The organism is Flavobacterium sp. Sr18 (assembly GCF_011064265.1).
Taxonomy (GTDB): domain Bacteria; phylum Bacteroidota; class Bacteroidia; order Flavobacteriales; family Flavobacteriaceae; genus Flavobacterium; species Flavobacterium petrolei.
In genome coordinates this window covers 3,358,221-3,376,229 of record NZ_CP049329.1, presented here as the reverse complement: position 1 = coordinate 3,376,229, position 18,009 = coordinate 3,358,221, and the positions used below count along the sequence as shown (strand labels likewise).

The window sequence follows — 18,009 nt, the reverse complement described above, 5'->3', positions numbered from 1 at the left end:
TAGCTAGAGCGAGAAATCTTTTAGAAGGTGGGGATTTACACGCCAGCTCTTAACACGATTTTTTTATAATAAAAGTATGCTGACCTATGCTGACCCCCAAAATTCGGACAATATATCCCGACTAATTTAGATAGGAATAAAAACCTTAAATTAGCACTAATATGTCAAGAACAAGAAGAACCTTCGGAAAAGACTTCAAAGCCAAAGTTGTTTTGGAAGCCTTAAAAGAGAAAGATACCATCGAGGTATTAGCAAAAAAATACGAGTTGCTGCCCAACCAAATTTCAATGTGGAAGTCCGAAGCGATACGGAATCTTTCTGCGGTTTTTTCTGCAGAAAAAACGCTCGTTGCCAAAGATGAAATTCCAACAGAGAAACTCTATGCTCGAATAGGTCAGCTGACTTTGGAGAATGACTTTTTAAAAAAAAGTCTGGGTTAGTATCGATCAGTGAGCGAGTGAAAATGGTCGATACCCAAAATAAATTGAGCATTGTCAAACAATGTCGCTTATTAGAAATTCATCGTGGCGGTCTTTATTATAAAGCAAAACAGGAAAGTTTAGAGAACTTAAAAATAATGCAATTATTAGACCAACAGTATTTTAATACTCCATTTTATGGCTGCAGGAAACTGACGTTTTGGCTCAAGGATTTAGGTTTTAAAGTGAATCGCAAACGGGTAAAACGATTGATGCAAATCATCAATTGGCAAACCATTTATAGAGAACCTACAACAACAGTGAGTACTAAAGAACATAAGAAATACCCTTATTTACTCAAAGGTTTGAAGATTACCCATAAAAATCAGGTTTGGGCAACAGATATCACCTATATTCCTATGGCAAAAGGATTTATGTACTTGACTGCGATTATTGATTTGCATACAAGATTTGTTTTGAACTGGAGTGTAAGCAATACAATGAGTGCCGATTGGTGTGCCGATATTTTGCAAGAAACTATACAAAAGTATGGTGTGCCTGAAATTTTCAATACAGATCAAGGAAGTCAATACACCAGTGAGGTTCACACCAATGTACTATTAAACAATGAAATAAAAATTTCTATGGACGGTAAAGGAAGAGCTATTGACAACATTTTTATAGAAAGATTATGGAGGACAGTCAAATACGAGAATGTATATTTACAAGCATATACTGATGGAATCAGCCTTTATAGAGGACTCAAAGATTATTTTGAATTTTATAATACACGGCGAATTCATCAGTCACTAGATTATGGAACGCCTTATAATAATTATTACAAAAAAGAAGTGGCATAAAATCAGAATAACTTTTTTTGGCTTCTTAAAACAGCCAAAAGTTATCTCCGATTTTAACCAAGATAATAGAATATAAAACTAAAAACCTATCTTAAATCGTTGAGATTTCTGTCTGAAAAATGGGTACAGCATAACCCCTAAAATTCGGACAATATATCCCGACTAATTTACATAGGAATAAAACCTTAAATTAGTACTAATATGTCAAGAATAAGAAGAACCTTCGGAAAAGACTTCAAAGCCAAAGTTGTTTTAGAAGCCTTAAAAGAGAAAGATACCATCGAGGTATTAGCAAAAAAGTACGAGTTGCTGCCCAACCAAACATTTTTAAACACTGGCTGATTTTGGTTTTATCGATCAATTTTATATTTTGGCCTACAATCTCTTTGATAATATTACGTTGAGATTCGCTTTTCAAGATCCTTTCATAATGTTTCAAAAGCCTAAAATACAAGGATTCAAATACTTTCCAATCACGCTTTTTATTGCCATCACTCATAGTGGATCTTGCTGGACTTTGAGCAAGTATCAAGTCTCCAATAAAAGTCTCGCTAACCCCAATTCCATTTAAAATATCATTAAAAGTGTAGCTCTTATTAATCTATCCATAAGTTAATGCAATAAATAGTCGTAGGTCTTGTATTTACTACATCCCTTGTCGGGCCTATGTTTTTTATCATAAAATTCGATTATCCATCGAGGAACTAGGTTAATAATTTGTCAAATACCTGATTTTTCGGTATTTTTCTTTCGTCTAAAGAGTCCTATTAAGTATTTACAGTTTCTCAAAATAAAAAATACGGGATTTTCAGGATCTTTTTATTTTAGACTTTCGGACAGCAGTGCCAATAAATAAAACAATTGAGAAATTTATTCAATTAAATACTTATTCCTTACAATTATATTGTTATACATCAAAACTTTTGAAAGTAAACCTATTGGTGAGTATGGTTCTTAAAAACATGCCGAAAGCTCAATAAATACTGGGGATTTTATAACGGCATTGGAGCCTCATTTTCCGAAAAAAAAAAGCTTAAACAAATCATTTCTTTTGGTTTTAGACTTAATATTTAAAATCAGATTTTCAAGCTCCCAAAAAACGTCAATATCGGTAAAAATGTTCAATTGTAGTCCCACTTAGTCCTATAAACAGATATAGATAGGAATTGACTCCAGTCATGTACAAGATCATTATCAAGATAAGCATCCCTAGCAAACCACCAGCGAAGATGAACAGGTACTGCGCTTTCAGTCCTTTGAACTCTTACGTTCTTCCAATACCTTTATTAATAGTATACGTATTCATACCGCAAATACTAAAGAAAGAAAGAAAGAAAGAAAGAAAGAAAGAAAGAAAGAAAGAAAGAAAGAAAGAAAGAAAGAAAGAGCGTACGACAGTTGCCGCTGCAATCAAAAAGGTACAAGCTCCAAACCAACTCGCTGCCGTCTTGCTCGTATCTGGATCACCACTTCTAAATTTATTATACACCTTCACTCCACCAATGAGGCTCACTACTGCTCCAATAGCATCAATAAGTTTGGTAGCAGGATCAAAATAAGAAGTGACCATTTGCGTCGCCTCCGTGATTCCTGCTGTTCCGTTTCCTTGTACAACTGCACTAATTGTTGATAGTACGGTCACTTCCAACACTACTTTTTTAACTTGATTTCCCATGATTTAGATTAATTAAATTATTCTATATTTCTGCACTTTGTGGGATTTCGTGACAAAGGTATTATAGAAAAAGGGGCGTTGAAATAATTTAGCAGTCTTTGGAATCACTTGGTTGTTGCTGGCTTTTACAACTTTAATTTGAAAGTAAAATTTGAAGTATTTCTTTTAGATTTACATAAACCCTTCGATACAAGATCTTGACAGCTCTTTCAACTAATGACTTATCTCGTGGTTTGTTAGCCCTGGCAGGCAAGATTGTAGTTTGGTAATGCGCGGCTAAATCAGCTAAAGTTTCATTGATTGTGGGTTCAAAACGACTACTTTTTATTACTGCAGATTTTAAATTATCCGGAACAATAGCCGCAGGAGTACCTTCAAAAAAACGCATAGCATTTTCTACCGATGTAACAAAATATTCCTTTTGTTAGCTCATGGAAGCTTCGGCATAGGTGTATTGACTGGCTCACAATATGGCTACAAAAAATTGTACTTCTTCGATTTCTCCCGTGTATTTATCAATAATGGAGATTGTTTTTCCAGCATAATCCACATACATTTTATCGTCCACTTTGTGCTTTATGTGTATCACTGGATTGACCCGTTTGCTCCATGTTTTATAATGATGTCCAAATTGCGAGCTTCTGTAACACTTAGGATTTAGGGCAATATATTGCTCCCACATGTGCTGTATGGTAACGACAACTTTTTTTAGTTCGCATTCCATTTTAGGAAAAAAAGCATCAAGACTTTGCAGTTTGGGACAGATTGATTATACAGTGGTGGGTGAGAATAAAAGTTCTAACTCAGCATCTGTTTTTTCGTTAATTACTTCAAAACTTAATTCTAGTACTTTAAATAAAGAAATATACTTTTTTACCGTATTTCTAGAAATAGATAAATACTTACTTTTTCCGTTACAGTAGAATTTAATTGCTTTTCTAATTTTACTTATATCTCTTATTTTGTTTGCCATAAACCGTATTTTTAAGGAATGAATGGTGCTAAGAATATGAAAAAGTTGGTAGTTTTTAATGTCCAATTTTAGCCTAAAATCAGATGGTCAATTTGAACTGGAAAGTGGTGGTCAGTTTGCTCCGAAACTGGTGGTCAATTTGACAGGTTTTCCACTACTCCAATTCAGTCAGTATTTTATATAGCGTAAAAATTGGCAATTTATCTGTTAATCAGACCGTATCCAATGGTTTTATATTTTCAATTTATCAACCACCAAAAAAGGCTATCCAAGTTTATGGATAGCCTTTTTTGATAGTTGTTGTTTTGATAAGGTTTATTGCATCGATACAATAATAAATTCACTTCTTCTATTGGCTTGGTGTTGCTCCTCTGTACAGTTTGATTGGTTCGTAGGTTCACACCCACAATCGTTTACAAGCTGTGATTCGCCGTATCCTTTGGCCGTTAATCTATTGGCAGCTATACCGTTTTTAATCAACCATGCCTTGGTTGCTTTAGCTCTTCTATCAGATAATGCTTGGTTGTAAGCTACGGTTTGTCTACAATCTGTATGGGATCTAATGTCGATGGTCATCTTTGGGTATTCTTGCATCACTGCTAATACTTTTTCAAGCTCAAAAGCAGCATCTTTTCGAATGAATGACTTGTCTAAATCAAAATACAAAATCGGAATATCTAAGGTTTTAGCTAAATCTGTTCCTACATCAATTGCTTTTTTTCGTGGCTCTAAAGCCAATGGACCTTGTGTTACTCCAGATACGTTTGCTATTACAATCTTATTCTCTTTGGTTTCATATTCTGGTTTTTCTCCACGTAAATAATACGTTTTTCCACATTCAACCTCAAAGGCATAGTCCCCTGATGATGCAGTTGTACTTTCTTTGATCAAATTGAAATTGGAATCAAACAAACTTACCTTAGCATTTGCCAGGACTAAACCTGTATCCTGATCCTTGATGACTCCTTGAAGTGCTTGAGCACATATTAGAACTGGGAATTTATTGAATCTATAAATGTCATCAGATCCTAATCCGCCCTCTCTATTGGAAGTGACAAATCCTTTTTTATTCTCTGCATCTATCACAAATGAAAAGTCGTCTTGGGCACTGTTTATAGGTGTCCCTAAGTTTTCGATAGAAATTCCCGGAGTTTTTGATGATAAATCCATAACAAATACATCTAAACCTCCAAGTCCGGGATGTCCATCACTGGCAAAGTACATCTTATTATCTGGTGAGATATAAGGAAACGTTTCTCTTGACTCTGTGTTTATAGGCAATCCTAGATTCTCTGGCGTGCCGTACGTATCATTTGGATTGATGCTTACTTTAAAAAGATCTGATAATCCCTTGGTCCCTGGCATGTCTGATGCAAAATACAAGGTTTTCTCGTCTACACTCAACGCTGGATGCGCTACACTATATTCATTACTATTAAAAGGTAATTCTTGTACATTTACCCATTTTCCGTTTTCGTTTGTGGCTTTGTAGAGTTTTAATAATATAACACGTCTGCTGTCTTTTTGCTTTTTACCATTTAGATAATTATTACGGGTAAAATACATGGTTTGGCCGTCTTTGGTAAAAACAGGTGTAGACTCATGAAACCTACTGTTGATGTTTTTATGGAACACCTCTGGCTTGTCCATACTACCATCTGTACTTATCTGAGAACTGTACAAGTTGGTGAACGATTCATTGTTCCACTTGAACACTTTTTTAGCTACACCACCTGTGTCTCGTGCCGATGCAAAAAGTAGCGTGTTGTTGTAATAAGCACTGCCGTAATCAGAATAAGGAGAGTTAATTCCTGCATCGAAGATTTCATATTTCCCTGAATTTTTCTTGATCTCATTCAAGTAATCGCGCTGACTCGCAAAAAGTTTTCCTCGCTGGTCTGTAGCTGATTTTGCTATGAATTGCTCTAACATTTTATCGGCCTTAGCATAGTTTCCTACTGCTTTTAAAGATTGAGAATACCTGTAATAGTACTCTGGCTCTTGGGAGGCATTCATCTCAAAAAGTGCTGAGTACCACTTCTCTGCCTGGATCAAATCCGCTATGAAGTAATAGGAATCTCCTAGTTTTTGGAACATTTTTTCGTCTTTATACCCTTTCGCTGCTACTTTCTCATAAGTAGCTATTGCATCAACGTAAGAATAATTATCGAAGTTTTTATCCGCAATTGCTACTCCTTTTTTTTGGGCATACCCCATTACTGTTGATACTAAAAAAACTACACAGCATCCGAAATGTTTGGCGCTTAATTTCATAACGTTATATTAAATTAAAAGAATCTAGGTGATGTAATTTTATTGTATCTGTTCAATATTTCGTAACGAAGAAATATCTCATGTGATCCGGAATTAAAATTAGCAAGTCGTGTGGTTTCCATATCATAACCATATCCAATAAACCAAGAGTCAGACACTTGAAATCCAACCATGCCACTTAATGCGGCACTCCATCTGTAAGCTGCCCCTACTGTAAACTTATCATTAATTAAAAAGTTAGCTGATAAATCTACTTGTAATGGTGCTCCTTGCACGAGCTTGGTCATGATGGCGGGTTTGAACTTTAGATTATAATCTAAATCAAACACGTGACCTGCTGTTAAATAATAATTCACTCTCTCTCTTGCAATATAAGTAGAAGCTCCTACTCCGGCATATTTATCAAAATGTTTTGTCTCTAATAAATTAGGAACAGAGAGGCCTATATAGGTATTATCAGAATACCAGTAAAGTCCAACACCTATATTTGGTGAAAACTTATTGTCTATATTGTTCTCAAAACTATAATCATTAGGATCATACTGATTCAATTTATCAAAATTGATATTCAAAAGGTTTGCTGATGCTTTCAGTCCAAAAGAGAGCTTGAAATCCTCTGAAGTATTGATATAATAGGAAAAATCAACCGCTAAATTGTTCTCGTCCGAAGGACCAATCCTGTCACTAATTATCGACACTCCTAAACCTAGTTTTGTATCTTTTATAGGAGTATTAATCGAGGCCGTATTGGTCACAGGTGCTCCATCAAGTCCTACCCACTGAGTACGATGTAAGGCAAAAATATTCAATGCTTGACGTGATCCCGCATAGGCGGGATTCACGTTTATGGTGTTGTACATGTACTGTGTAAACTGAGCGTCTTGTTGCGCATTTATAGTACCCGCGAGCAACAGCAACATTAGTATAAATTTTGTTTTCATATTCTATTATTTTAGACTTAAGAGATTTAGATTGATTACCTATTAATGTATAAATATCCTGCTTTCTCGAAACTTGTTCCTGCATTATCTTTATATCTCAAAATATAATAATAGGTTGCTTCAGGTAGCTCTTCAGCTTGTTTTACTGTTACTCTACCTTCTGAAACTCCTCTAAAAGCTCTATCGTCATTGTTGTATCCTGCTCTTTCAAATACCAATACTCCCCAACGGTTGTATATTTCTACTGTGTTATCAGCATAACATTCTAAACCTCTGATGCGGAAAACTTTGTTGTCACCGTTTCCATTTGGAGCTACTGCATTAAACACTTCAATTACACATCCTTGAATAGCTAGAACAGTTGGTCTATCACTAAGATTATTTGAATCATCTGATAAATCGCTTGTGATAACTCCAAGAGGTGTTACTCCTGTTACCTTGGCTTGATTAGTTACACTACCTAAATTGATGTCGGCTTGTGTCAATCGATATACTCCTTGATAGGCTGTATTGTTTGTCGCTCCTACTGGTAATAAAGGTATGCTATTACCCGATAGTATCAAACCTGATAGCACATCGGTTACTGTTACATTGTTTAATGGAGTGTTTCCTAAGTTGCTTATCGCAAAGCTATAGGTTATACTCTCGCCTGCTTGTGCAAATCCATCTCCATTTTCATCATTGAAAACAGCTGTTTTAATTATGGCTATTGCTGGCGCTTCACCTACAACTACAGTAGCTGTTGCGCTGTCGCAATTGGATGGTGTTAAACTTAAACCTGTAATTGGATTTGCTTCACACAACTGGTACGTAATGGTGTAGGTTCCAGAAGGCGTGTTTGCTGCAAGAGTAAACACTCCGTTTGCATCTACATTCAATGGCCCTGCAGTTATTGGTGTTACATTCGTGTTTGCTGCTGTAACTGGGTTTCCATTAAAGGTATCGTTAGTTGTTACATTAGTCAGAGTCGTTGGTGTTGTACTTGTAGGCACAGTTACCAATGGACTATTTACCGCATCAATTGCATTTGCTACAATTACCGTGGCTGTTGCTTGCTTGCAGTTCGTTGGGTTTGCGCCTACTTCACAGATTTCATATACTACCGTGTAGGTTCCTGATGGGGTGTTTGGAACTACTGTCAAATTTCCATCTCTATCAATACTCAATGGACCATTTGTTACTGGTGTCACGTCAGTATTGGCTGTAGTTGCTGGCACTCCGTTTATTGTATCGTTTCCTAAAACACTTCCACCTGCAGATCTAATTGTATCATTATTAGCCACCAATGCATTGCCTACCAATACTGTTAGCGTAGCTGTAGTACAATTCGATGGGCTTACATTAACTCCTGTAGTCGTATCGGACTCACAGATGGTATACGTAACCGTGTAAGGTCCCGTTGGGGTGTTCGCCGCAATGGTTACATTTCCGTCTGCATCTACTAAAATTGCTCCTGTAGTGATTGGTGTAACATTCGTGTTTGTCGTCGTTACGGCAACTCCGTTTAAGGTGTCGTTTCCTAATACACTTCCTGCTGCTACTGGTGTAGTACCTGAAGCTAATGGTGTGCCTAAAGTATCGTTTCCTGCAATGATTTGACCCACTACGTTTACGGTTAGCGTAGCTGTAATACAATTGGATGGACTTACATTAACTCCTGTGGTGGTGTCTGACTCACAGATGGTATAGGTAACCGTGTAAGGTCCCGTTGGGGTATTGGCTGCAATGGTTACATTCCCGTCTGCATCTACTAAAATTGGTCCTGTAGTGATTGGTGTAACATTTGTGTTTGTTGTAGTTACGGCAACTCCGTTTAAGGTGTCGTTTCCTATCACACTTCCTGCTGCTACTGGTGTAGTACCTGAAGCTAATGGTGCTAATGGTGTTCCTAAAGTATCGTTTCCTGCTATGATTTGACCCACTACGTTTACGGTTAGCGTAGCTGTGGTACAATTCGATGGGTTTACATTAACTCCTGTAGTCGTATCGGACTCACAGATGGTATACGTAACCGTGTAAGGTCCCGTTGGGGTGTTCGCTGCAATGGTTACATTTCCGTCTGCATCTACTAAAATTGCTCCCGTAGTGATTGGTGTAACATTCGTGTTTGCAATCGTTACTGCAACTCCATTTAAGGTGTCGTTTCCTATCACACTTCCTGCTGCTACTGGTGTAGTACCTGAAGCTAATGGTGCTAATGGTGTTCCTAAAGTATCGTTTCCTGCTATGATTTGACCCACTACGTTTACGGTTAGCGTAGCTGTGGTACAATTCGATGGGTTTACATTAACTCCTGTAGTCGTATCGGACTCACAGATGGTATACGTAACCGTGTAAGGTCCCGTTGGGGTGTTCGCTGCAATGGTTACATTTCCGTCTGCATCTACTAAAATTGCTCCCGTAGTGATTGGTGTAACATTCGTGTTTGCAATCGTTACTGCAACTCCATTTAAGGTGTCGTTTCCTAATACACTTCCTGCTGCTACTGGTGTAGTACCTGAAGCTAATGGTGCTGCTGGTGTGCCTAAAGTATCGTTTCCTGCAATGATTTGACCCACTACGTTTACGGTTAGCGTAGCTGTAATACAATTGGATGGACTTACATTAACTCCTGTGGTGGTGTCTGACTCACAGATGGTATAGGTAACCGTGTAAGGTCCCGTTGGGGTATTGGCTGCAATGGTTACATTCCCGTCTGCATCTACTAAAATTGGTCCTGTAGTGATTGGTGTAACATTTGTGTTTGTTGTAGTTACGGCAACTCCGTTTAAGGTGTCGTTTCCTATCACACTTCCTGCTGCTACTGGTGTAGTACCTGAAGCTAATGGTGCTAATGGTGTTCCTAAAGTATCGTTTCCTGCTATGATTTGACCCACTACGTTTACGGTTAGCGTAGCTGTGGTACAATTCGATGGGTTTACATTAACTCCTGTAGTCGTATCGGACTCACAGATGGTATACGTAACCGTGTAAGGTCCCGTTGGGGTGTTCGCTGCAATGGTTACATTTCCGTCTGCATCTACTAAAATTGCTCCCGTAGTGATTGGTGTAACATTCGTGTTTGCAATCGTTACTGCAACTCCATTTAAGGTGTCGTTTCCTATCACACTTCCTGCTGCTACTGGTGTAGTACCTGAAGCTAATGGTGCTAATGGTGTTCCTAAAGTATCGTTTCCTGCTATGATTTGACCCACTACGTTTACGGTTAGCGTAGCTGTGGTACAATTCGATGGGTTTACATTAACTCCTGTAGTCGTATCGGACTCACAGATGGTATACGTAACCGTGTAAGGTCCCGTTGGGGTGTTCGCTGCAATGGTTACATTTCCGTCTGCATCTACTAAAATTGCTCCCGTAGTGATTGGTGTAACATTCGTGTTTGCAATCGTTACTGCAACTCCATTTAAGGTGTCGTTTCCTAATACACTTCCTGCTGCTACTGGTGTAGTACCTGAAGCTAATGGTGCTGCTGGTGTGCCTAAAGTATCGTTTCCTGCAATGATTTGACCCACTACGTTTACGGTTAGCGTAGCTGTAATACAATTGGATGGACTTACATTAACTCCTGTGGTGGTGTCTGACTCACAGATGGTATAGGTAACCGTGTAAGGTCCCGTTGGGGTATTGGCTGCAATGGTTACATTCCCGTCTGCATCTACTAAAATTGGTCCTGTAGTGATTGGTGTAACATTTGTGTTTGTTGTAGTTACGGCAACTCCGTTTAAGGTGTCGTTTCCTATCACACTTCCTGCTGCTACTGGTGTAGTACCTGAAGCTAATGGTGCTAATGGTGTTCCTAAAGTATCGTTTCCTGCTATGATTTGACCCACTACGTTTACGGTTAGCGTAGCTGTGGTACAATTCGATGGGTTTACATTAACTCCTGTAGTCGTATCGGACTCACAGATGGTATACGTAACCGTGTAAGGTCCCGTTGGGGTGTTCGCTGCAATGGTTACATTTCCGTCTGCATCTACTAAAATTGCTCCCGTAGTGATTGGTGTAACATTCGTGTTTGCAATCGTTACTGCAACTCCATTTAAGGTGTCGTTTCCTATCACACTTCCTGCTGCTACTGGTGTAGTACCTGAAGCTAATGGTGCTAATGGTGTTCCTAAAGTATCGTTTCCTGCTATGATTTGACCCACTACGTTTACGGTTAGCGTAGCTGTGGTACAATTCGATGGACTTACATTAACTCCTGTGGTGGTGTCTGACTCACAGATGGTATAGGTAACCGTGTAAGGTCCCGTTGGGGTATTGGCTGCAATGGTTACATTCCCGTCTGCATCTACTAAAATTGGTCCTGTAGTGATTGGTGTAACATTTGTGTTTGTTGTAGTTACGGCAACTCCGTTTAAGGTGTCGTTTCCTATCACACTTCCTGCTGCTACTGGTGTAGTACCTGAAGCTAATGGTGCTAATGGTGTTCCTAAAGTATCGTTTCCTGCTATGATTTGACCCACTACGTTTACGGTTAGCGTAGCTGTGGTACAATTCGATGGGTTTACATTAACTCCTGTAGTCGTATCGGACTCACAGATGGTATACGTAACCGTGTAAGGTCCCGTTGGGGTGTTCGCTGCAATGGTTACATTTCCGTCTGCATCTACTAAAATTGCTCCCGTAGTGATTGGTGTAACATTCGTGTTTGCAATCGTTACTGCAACTCCATTTAAGGTGTCGTTTCCTATCACACTTCCTGCTGCTACTGGTGTAGTACCTGAAGCTAATGGTGCTAATGGTGTTCCTAAAGTATCGTTTCCTGCTATGATTTGACCCACTACGTTTACGGTTAGCGTAGCTGTGGTACAATTCGATGGGTTTACATTAACTCCTGTGGTGGTGTCTGACTCACAGATGGTATAAGTAACCGTGTAAGGTCCCGTTGGGGTGTTCGCTGCAATGGTTACATTTCCGTCTGCATCTACTAAAATTGCTCCCGTAGTGATTGGTGTAACATTTGTGTTTGTTGTAGTTACGGCAACTCCGTTTAAGGTGTCGTTTCCTAATACACTTCCTGCTGCTACTGGTGTAGTGCCTGAAGCTAATGGTGCTAATGGTGTTCCTAAAGTATCATTTCCTGCTATGATTTGACCCACTACGTTTACGGTTAGCGTAGCTGTGGTACAATTCGATGGGTTTACATTAACTCCTGTGGTGGTGTCTGACTCACAGATGGTATAGGTAACCGTGTAAGGTCCCGTTGGGGTATTCGCCGCAATGGTTACGTTTCCGTTTGCATCAACTAAAATTGCTCCCGTAGTGATTGGTGTAACATTCGTGTTTGTCGGGGTTACGGCAACTCCATTTAAGGTATCGTTTCCTAATACACTTCCTGCTGCTACTGGTGTAGTGCCTGAAGCCAATGGTGCTAATGGTGTTCCTAAAGTATCAACTACCGCATCTAACGAATTTAAAACTTTAATTGTTGCCACAGCGCTATTACAATTTGTTGGAGATACTGCCAATCCTGTTGATGGATTAACTTCACACAATTCATAGGTAATACTATAGCTTCCGCTTGGTGTATTTCCTGCTAATGTTACAAGACCATTTGAATCGATACTCAATGGACCTGCAGAAACTGGTGTAACATTCGTATTGGTTGGACTTACTAAAACAGTATTCAATGTATCATTATCTGTTACATTAAACACTACTTTTGGATTCACTCCTGTGTTTACGGCAACTGGATTATCATTAACGGCATCAATTGGATTTAAAACAACAACTGTAGCAGTTGCGTTTGCACAATTTACAGGGTCTGCTCCTGATTCACATAATTGATAAATAATAGTATACGTACCAGAAACAGTATTTGGAGCTAAAGTCAAATTCCCATTTACATCTATACTCAATGGGCCAGTGGTTATTGGTGTCACATCTGTATTTGCTGATGTTACTGCTATTCCATTTAAACTATCTACTCCAGTACCATTATTAGCTAATACACTTCCAACTGTTGTTGCCACAGTAGTGCTTGGCGCTTGTGGAGGGAAGGTATCGTTAAACGCATTAATTTGATTATTAATACGAATTTTTGCATTTGCTATATCACAGTTTAATGGATTTATCTTTTCACATATTTGGTAAAAAACCATATAGGTACCTGAAATCTGTCCAGAAGGAACCGTAATTGTACCGTTACTATTCAGTACAAATCCTGTAGGCGCAGTTCCACTTAATGTTAAATTAACATCCGACGGGTTTAAGACAACTCCATTTAGGGTATCATTATTCAATACTGATGTAGTAGTTCCTCCATTTCCACCTGTATATGGTACTGCTGTAAAATCATCAACAATGGCATCTACTGCTGCTTGGAAAACGTTTACTGTTACTGTTGCTGTACTGCAATTAGCCGGATTTGAACCAATTTCACATATTTGATACTCTAATGTTTGAATTCCTGCAGGTGTACCTACTGCAATTGTAATGGTACCGTCTGGATTTAAAGTTAATGCTGGATTTGAAATTGTTGTTGTCAAAATCACATCAGCTGGGTTAACTGGTGGAATTCCACTTAAGGTATCATTCCCTAATACGGAACCAGTTGTAGCTCCTGGAAGTCCTCCTGTTGTATCCGCATTTGCCACAATAGCATTTAAAACTACTATTGTTGCTGTTGCTGTTTCACAATTAACAGGGTTTGCTCCTACTTCACATATTTCATAAATAATACTATAAGTGCCAGAAACTGTGTTGGCTGATAAAGTAATCTCTCCATTACTTGCTATACTTAGTGGACCTGCTATTTGTGGCGTAACATTAGTATTTGCATCTGTAACTGGATCTCCATACAATGTATCATTTGTAGTTACATTTAAAACAACTTTAGAAACATTAGCAGTCGCTACTGTAATTGGCCCATCATTTACTGCAAGTAATGGATTCTGAACTACAACTGTAGCTACAGCAGTATCACAATTTACTGGACTTGAACCAGACTCACACAATTGGTATGTTATTGTATAAGTTCCAGAAACCGTGTTGGCTGCTACTATTAAATTACCGTCAACATCTACACTTAAAGGCCCTGTAGTTATTGGTGTTACATCACTATTCGTTGCTGTAACGAATGGCGCATTCAAGGTATCATTTGATGTTACATTTTGAACGGTAACAGGCGTAGTAGCTGACGCAATTGTTGTTGGACCGTCATTTACCGCGTCTATTGGATTAAAGACTACTACAGTAGCCGTTGCAATATCACAATTTGCTGGGCTTACATTCAATCCTGTTGATGGATTGGCTTCGCATAATTGATACGTGATGCTGTACGTACCACTTGGAGTATTGGCTGCTACGGTTACTATTCCATCTGCATCAATGCTCAATGGACCTGTGGTTAATGGTGTTACATTGGTATTGGTGGTAGTTGCTGCTATGCCACTTAGCGTATCATTTGCTAAAGCATTTAAAGCTGTTACAACGGTATTGTTTGATGCAACGGTTACTGACGGATCGGCTACCGCATCAATTGGATTATTTACTACAACTGTTGCTATAGCAGTATCACAATTTGCTGGGCTTACATTCAATCCTGTTGATGGATTAGCTTCACATAATTGATACGTAATACTGTACGTGCCACTTGGGGTACTGGCTGCTACGGTTACTATTCCGTCTGCATTGATGCTCAATGGTCCTGTGGTTAGTGGTGTTACATTGGTATTGGTAGTTGTTACTGCGACACCATTTCTAGTGTCGTTTGCTAAAGCATTCAAGGCTGTTACAACGGTATTGTTTGATGCAATGGTTACTGATGGATCGGCTACCGCATCAATTGCATTAGCGACTACCACTGTGGCAGTTGCGGTATCGCAATTTGCTGGTGTAACGTTTAATCCTGTTGCTGGATTGGCCTCGCATAATTGATACGTGATGCTGTACGTGCCACTTGGGGTATTGGCTGCTACGGTTACTATTCCGTTGGCATTGATGCTCAATGGCCCTGTGGTTAATGGGGTTACATTGGTATTGGTGGTAGTTGCTACGATGTTGCTTAACGTATCATTAGCTAATGCATTCAATGCCGTTACAACTGTGTTGTTTGATGCAATAGTTACCGATGGATCGTTGACAGCATCAATGATACTTGTTACTACAATATATAACGTTGCTGTAACACAGTAAGATGGAGAACCATTATCACAAGTAGTATAAGGCAAGTTCACAGATCCAACAAAACCTGGAGCTGGTGTAAAAGTATAAACGCCAGTTGAAGCTAAAATAAATGTTCCCTGCGGTGTTGTTAAGTTTTGAGGCGAAACAGTTTGCGAATTGCCCTCTGGATCAATATCGTTAGCCGATACGTTTCCATTTGCTGCTACTGAATGTGTAGCAGTGTTATAATCATCGGTAGCATTATTTGTATTTGCTGCACCTAGTGGTAAAACAGTAACTTCAACAGTGGCTGATGCGCAGAATCCAGAAGGATTTTCGCATATTTGATATACAAATGTGGTTACGCCTATAAAACCTATAGTTGGTGTAAAAACTGGATTTCCAGCAACTATCGTTACAACTCCGGCACTACTTGGCGGCTGTGTTAAAATTGTCGGAATACCGATCACTCCTCCTGTATTACCTGGTCCATCATTTCCCCTGACCGGAATGACTATTGCTGTATTGAATACTGTTTTTGCAAGATCATTAGTCGCCACGGGTGGATTAACATTAGATAGCGGATTCAATACTGTAATGACCAAAAGTTCTTTAGGACATGGTGCTACTACTGTTGGCAAGCAAACATCTACTAAGAACGTATAAACACCTGGCAAGGTTGGTGAAAATGAGTACGTACCATTTGAATTGAATATGGGTAAAACTGCATTCGGATTTCCTACTTGTCCTACTGGTGAACCGTATGTTGTTCCAACTGGTACTTCATCATTAGCAGCAACGCTTCCTGAAATTATTGTATTTACATTTCCTGCATTTACATCTGGATTGGTACTACATCCTACTAAAAACGATAAAGATGGCGCTGTTAAACCACATGGTTTTGTTCCTGCAACTGAGTAATTACCTGGACTAGTTGGCGCATAAGTGTCACCAGTTGCACCAGCTATTAACACATCGTTAAGGTACCATTGATAAGGAGATAATCCTGGTTCGGCAGTTAACATAGTTACACATCCATTGGCGTTTAAACTTGGTTCTGGTGGCAACAAAGTATCATTAAAAGAAGATAAGTATGCTGCCATCGTAAACCCTCCTCCTTGCTGAACCATATTTATACTCATACGTACAGCGGATGTAAAAATAATATTATTTGGATTTGCTAACTGAACGTTTGTAAAGTCAATTAAATAATAACCCGTTATTCCAATTTGCCTTCTTACGCCACCTAAAACTTCTAAATCAAGACCGTTCATAAATACTTTAACTGTACTGTCTTGTAAAAGGACAAAACCAAAATAAGGTAAATTAGAATTGTCGTATCTTGTGAATTTTTTTGTTTCTGCTCTAAATGAACCTGTACAACTTGACAATGGTGGAAGAACAGACATATCTATTTCGCAACCTGCAGCAGTTCCGGAGTAAACAGCGATTTTCTTATCTGAGGAAAGTGATGAGCTAGAATAGGCAGTAGCTGCGTCGCCGTGATGAATTGTTTGAAAACTGCCTGCCGTTACAAGAGTATAGGTGTTAGTAGAAATTTCAGTTCCTGAAACATTATAATTTTTAACAACAACAGTAGTATTGGGTTCGGTTGCAATAAAAGTAGTTTGTTCTGGTAAATTTGTTGCTATACCAGTTGTACCGCCTCCTCTAATTATAATATAATCTTGCCCTAGTACTCGTACTGGCGGTATTTCATCAAAAACTGCATCTTTACAACCCCCTGGCTCATCCCCCCATGTTCCAGAATTCATTACAACTGGTTTGTTTGTAGTAACTAAATTACCTAACGTAGTTTGAAAAAGATACGATTCACCCGCATTCAAATTTACTAAAATAGCACCATTTACAGCTACTGCAGTACCGTTGTTTATAGCCATAACGGAATATACTGGAGTAGCAGTACTAGACCCAAAAGTAGAAAGACCTGCGTAGTTACTTCTGTAATAACCAACCCTAAATAAATTTCCTGGCGCTTCATTACCATAGCTTGAAAGCGCAGCATTTCCTTTTATAAAATTTGTTTGCCCACCATTAACACTGTCACTTTCTACATTTCTAATAGAAACTGCTATTGGAGACGCACAAGTAAATATTAAACCCCTGTCTGTATAAACCGTATTAATACTATTTGCAGCTAAGGTAAGTGGAGCACCTGTTGGTCTGTAAGCGACAGGACTTCCTGTAATTACGCTTAATGTTGCAATAGCTGTACCATCACTTTTGGTTATTGTTACAGAAACTGCTGAAGCAGAGTTAGTAGAAACCACAAATTCGTTTGCATTTGATGCATAGTTCCAAGGAGCAGGTGCTATGTAATGCTTTGTAGCATATTGCGCAAACGATTGTTCTTTTACAAAAACAAAAAACAAAAACAATAATAGTATTTTGGTATGCTTAAGGAAATAATTGTTTTTCATAAATTTAGTTTAAATAAGTAATTCTCGATTTTAAAAAATATTCATTATAGTATTAGTTATTTAGAAAATATTGTGTGTCTACTTTAGTCACTCTCTAAATTATTAATAGAAATTTTACATATTGTTGGCCCTAGGACAGTGTTAAAGCTTACAAATTTAAACAAATTAATAAGATTTAAAAATGTTTTGCGGGTAATACTATTCGTCATAAATACATTTGCAAGTATAAGTTATTTTTTCGTTTAATTTAACACTATAGTAAAAATAAACAGTAACAATTAACCATATAAATTATGGTTATTACATTTATTAACAAA

General features: G+C 38.4%; 10 protein-coding genes and 2 pseudogenes. 4 read left to right on the top strand and 8 right to left on the bottom strand.

The window, feature by feature from the left end; all coding sequences use genetic code 11:
* Nucleotides 1–161: 161 nt before the first annotated feature.
* The 3 genes from G7A72_RS14870 (at nucleotide 162) to G7A72_RS14860 (ending at nucleotide 1,621) form a co-directional block, all read left to right on the top strand.
* Nucleotides 162–440, top strand: coding sequence for a transposase (locus G7A72_RS14870; RefSeq protein ID WP_165151468.1), 279 nt, complete (start codon nucleotides 162–164; stop codon nucleotides 438–440).
* A gap of 23 nt (nucleotides 441–463) precedes the next feature.
* The gene (locus tag G7A72_RS14865) at nucleotides 464–1,279 is read left to right on the top strand and encodes an IS3 family transposase (protein ID WP_241258508.1); all 816 of its coding nucleotides are present in this window, start codon (nucleotides 464–466) and stop codon (nucleotides 1,277–1,279) included.
* 201 nt (nucleotides 1,280–1,480) lie between these two features.
* The gene (locus tag G7A72_RS14860) at nucleotides 1,481–1,621 is read left to right on the top strand and encodes a transposase (RefSeq protein ID WP_165153047.1); all 141 of its coding nucleotides are present in this window, start codon (nucleotides 1,481–1,483) and stop codon (nucleotides 1,619–1,621) included.
* 781 nt (nucleotides 1,622–2,402) lie between these two features.
* Here the strand turns inward: G7A72_RS14860 and G7A72_RS16625 are convergent.
* The 5 genes and pseudogenes from G7A72_RS16625 to G7A72_RS14835 all read right to left on the bottom strand — a co-directional run.
* A pseudogene (locus G7A72_RS16625) lies at nucleotides 2,403–2,531 on the bottom strand (DUF4133 domain-containing protein); the annotation flags it as partial.
* Between the two features lie 123 nt (nucleotides 2,532–2,654).
* A pseudogene (locus G7A72_RS14850) lies at nucleotides 2,655–2,954 on the bottom strand (DUF4134 domain-containing protein); the annotation flags it as partial.
* A 133-nt stretch (nucleotides 2,955–3,087) separates the two neighbouring features.
* Nucleotides 3,088–3,342, bottom strand: coding sequence for a transposase family protein (locus G7A72_RS14845; RefSeq protein WP_165153045.1), 255 nt, complete (start codon nucleotides 3,340–3,342; stop codon nucleotides 3,088–3,090).
* A 75-nt stretch (nucleotides 3,343–3,417) separates the two neighbouring features.
* On the bottom strand, nucleotides 3,418–3,678 hold the full coding sequence (locus tag G7A72_RS14840; RefSeq protein ID WP_165153043.1) for a hypothetical protein: 261 nt from the start codon (nucleotides 3,676–3,678) through the stop codon (nucleotides 3,418–3,420).
* A 45-nt stretch (nucleotides 3,679–3,723) separates the two neighbouring features.
* Nucleotides 3,724–3,927 (bottom strand): hypothetical protein, encoded by a 204-nt coding sequence (locus tag G7A72_RS14835; RefSeq protein ID WP_165153041.1) that lies wholly within the window; start codon nucleotides 3,925–3,927, stop codon nucleotides 3,724–3,726.
* A gap of 58 nt (nucleotides 3,928–3,985) precedes the next feature.
* Here G7A72_RS14835 and G7A72_RS16705 point away from each other — a divergent pair, with 58 nt between their 5' ends.
* The gene (locus G7A72_RS16705) at nucleotides 3,986–4,111 is read left to right on the top strand and encodes a hypothetical protein (RefSeq protein ID WP_256371154.1); all 126 of its coding nucleotides are present in this window, start codon (nucleotides 3,986–3,988) and stop codon (nucleotides 4,109–4,111) included.
* A gap of 131 nt (nucleotides 4,112–4,242) precedes the next feature.
* Here the strand turns inward: G7A72_RS16705 and G7A72_RS14830 are convergent, their stop codons facing one another.
* From G7A72_RS14830 to G7A72_RS14820, 3 genes are read right to left on the bottom strand one after another with little or no spacing between them, the layout of a single operon-like run.
* Nucleotides 4,243–6,201 (bottom strand): OmpA family protein, encoded by a 1,959-nt coding sequence (locus tag G7A72_RS14830; RefSeq protein WP_165153037.1) that lies wholly within the window; start codon nucleotides 6,199–6,201, stop codon nucleotides 4,243–4,245.
* 14 nt (nucleotides 6,202–6,215) lie between these two features.
* Nucleotides 6,216–7,142, bottom strand: a complete 927-nt coding sequence (locus G7A72_RS14825; protein ID WP_165153035.1) for a type IX secretion system membrane protein PorP/SprF — start codon at nucleotides 7,140–7,142, stop codon at nucleotides 6,216–6,218.
* A gap of 35 nt (nucleotides 7,143–7,177) precedes the next feature.
* Nucleotides 7,178–17,692: an Ig-like domain-containing protein gene (locus tag G7A72_RS14820; protein ID WP_165153039.1), complete on the bottom strand. Its 10,515-nt coding sequence runs from the start codon at nucleotides 17,690–17,692 to the stop codon at nucleotides 7,178–7,180.
* Between the last annotated feature and the right edge of the window lie 317 nt (nucleotides 17,693–18,009).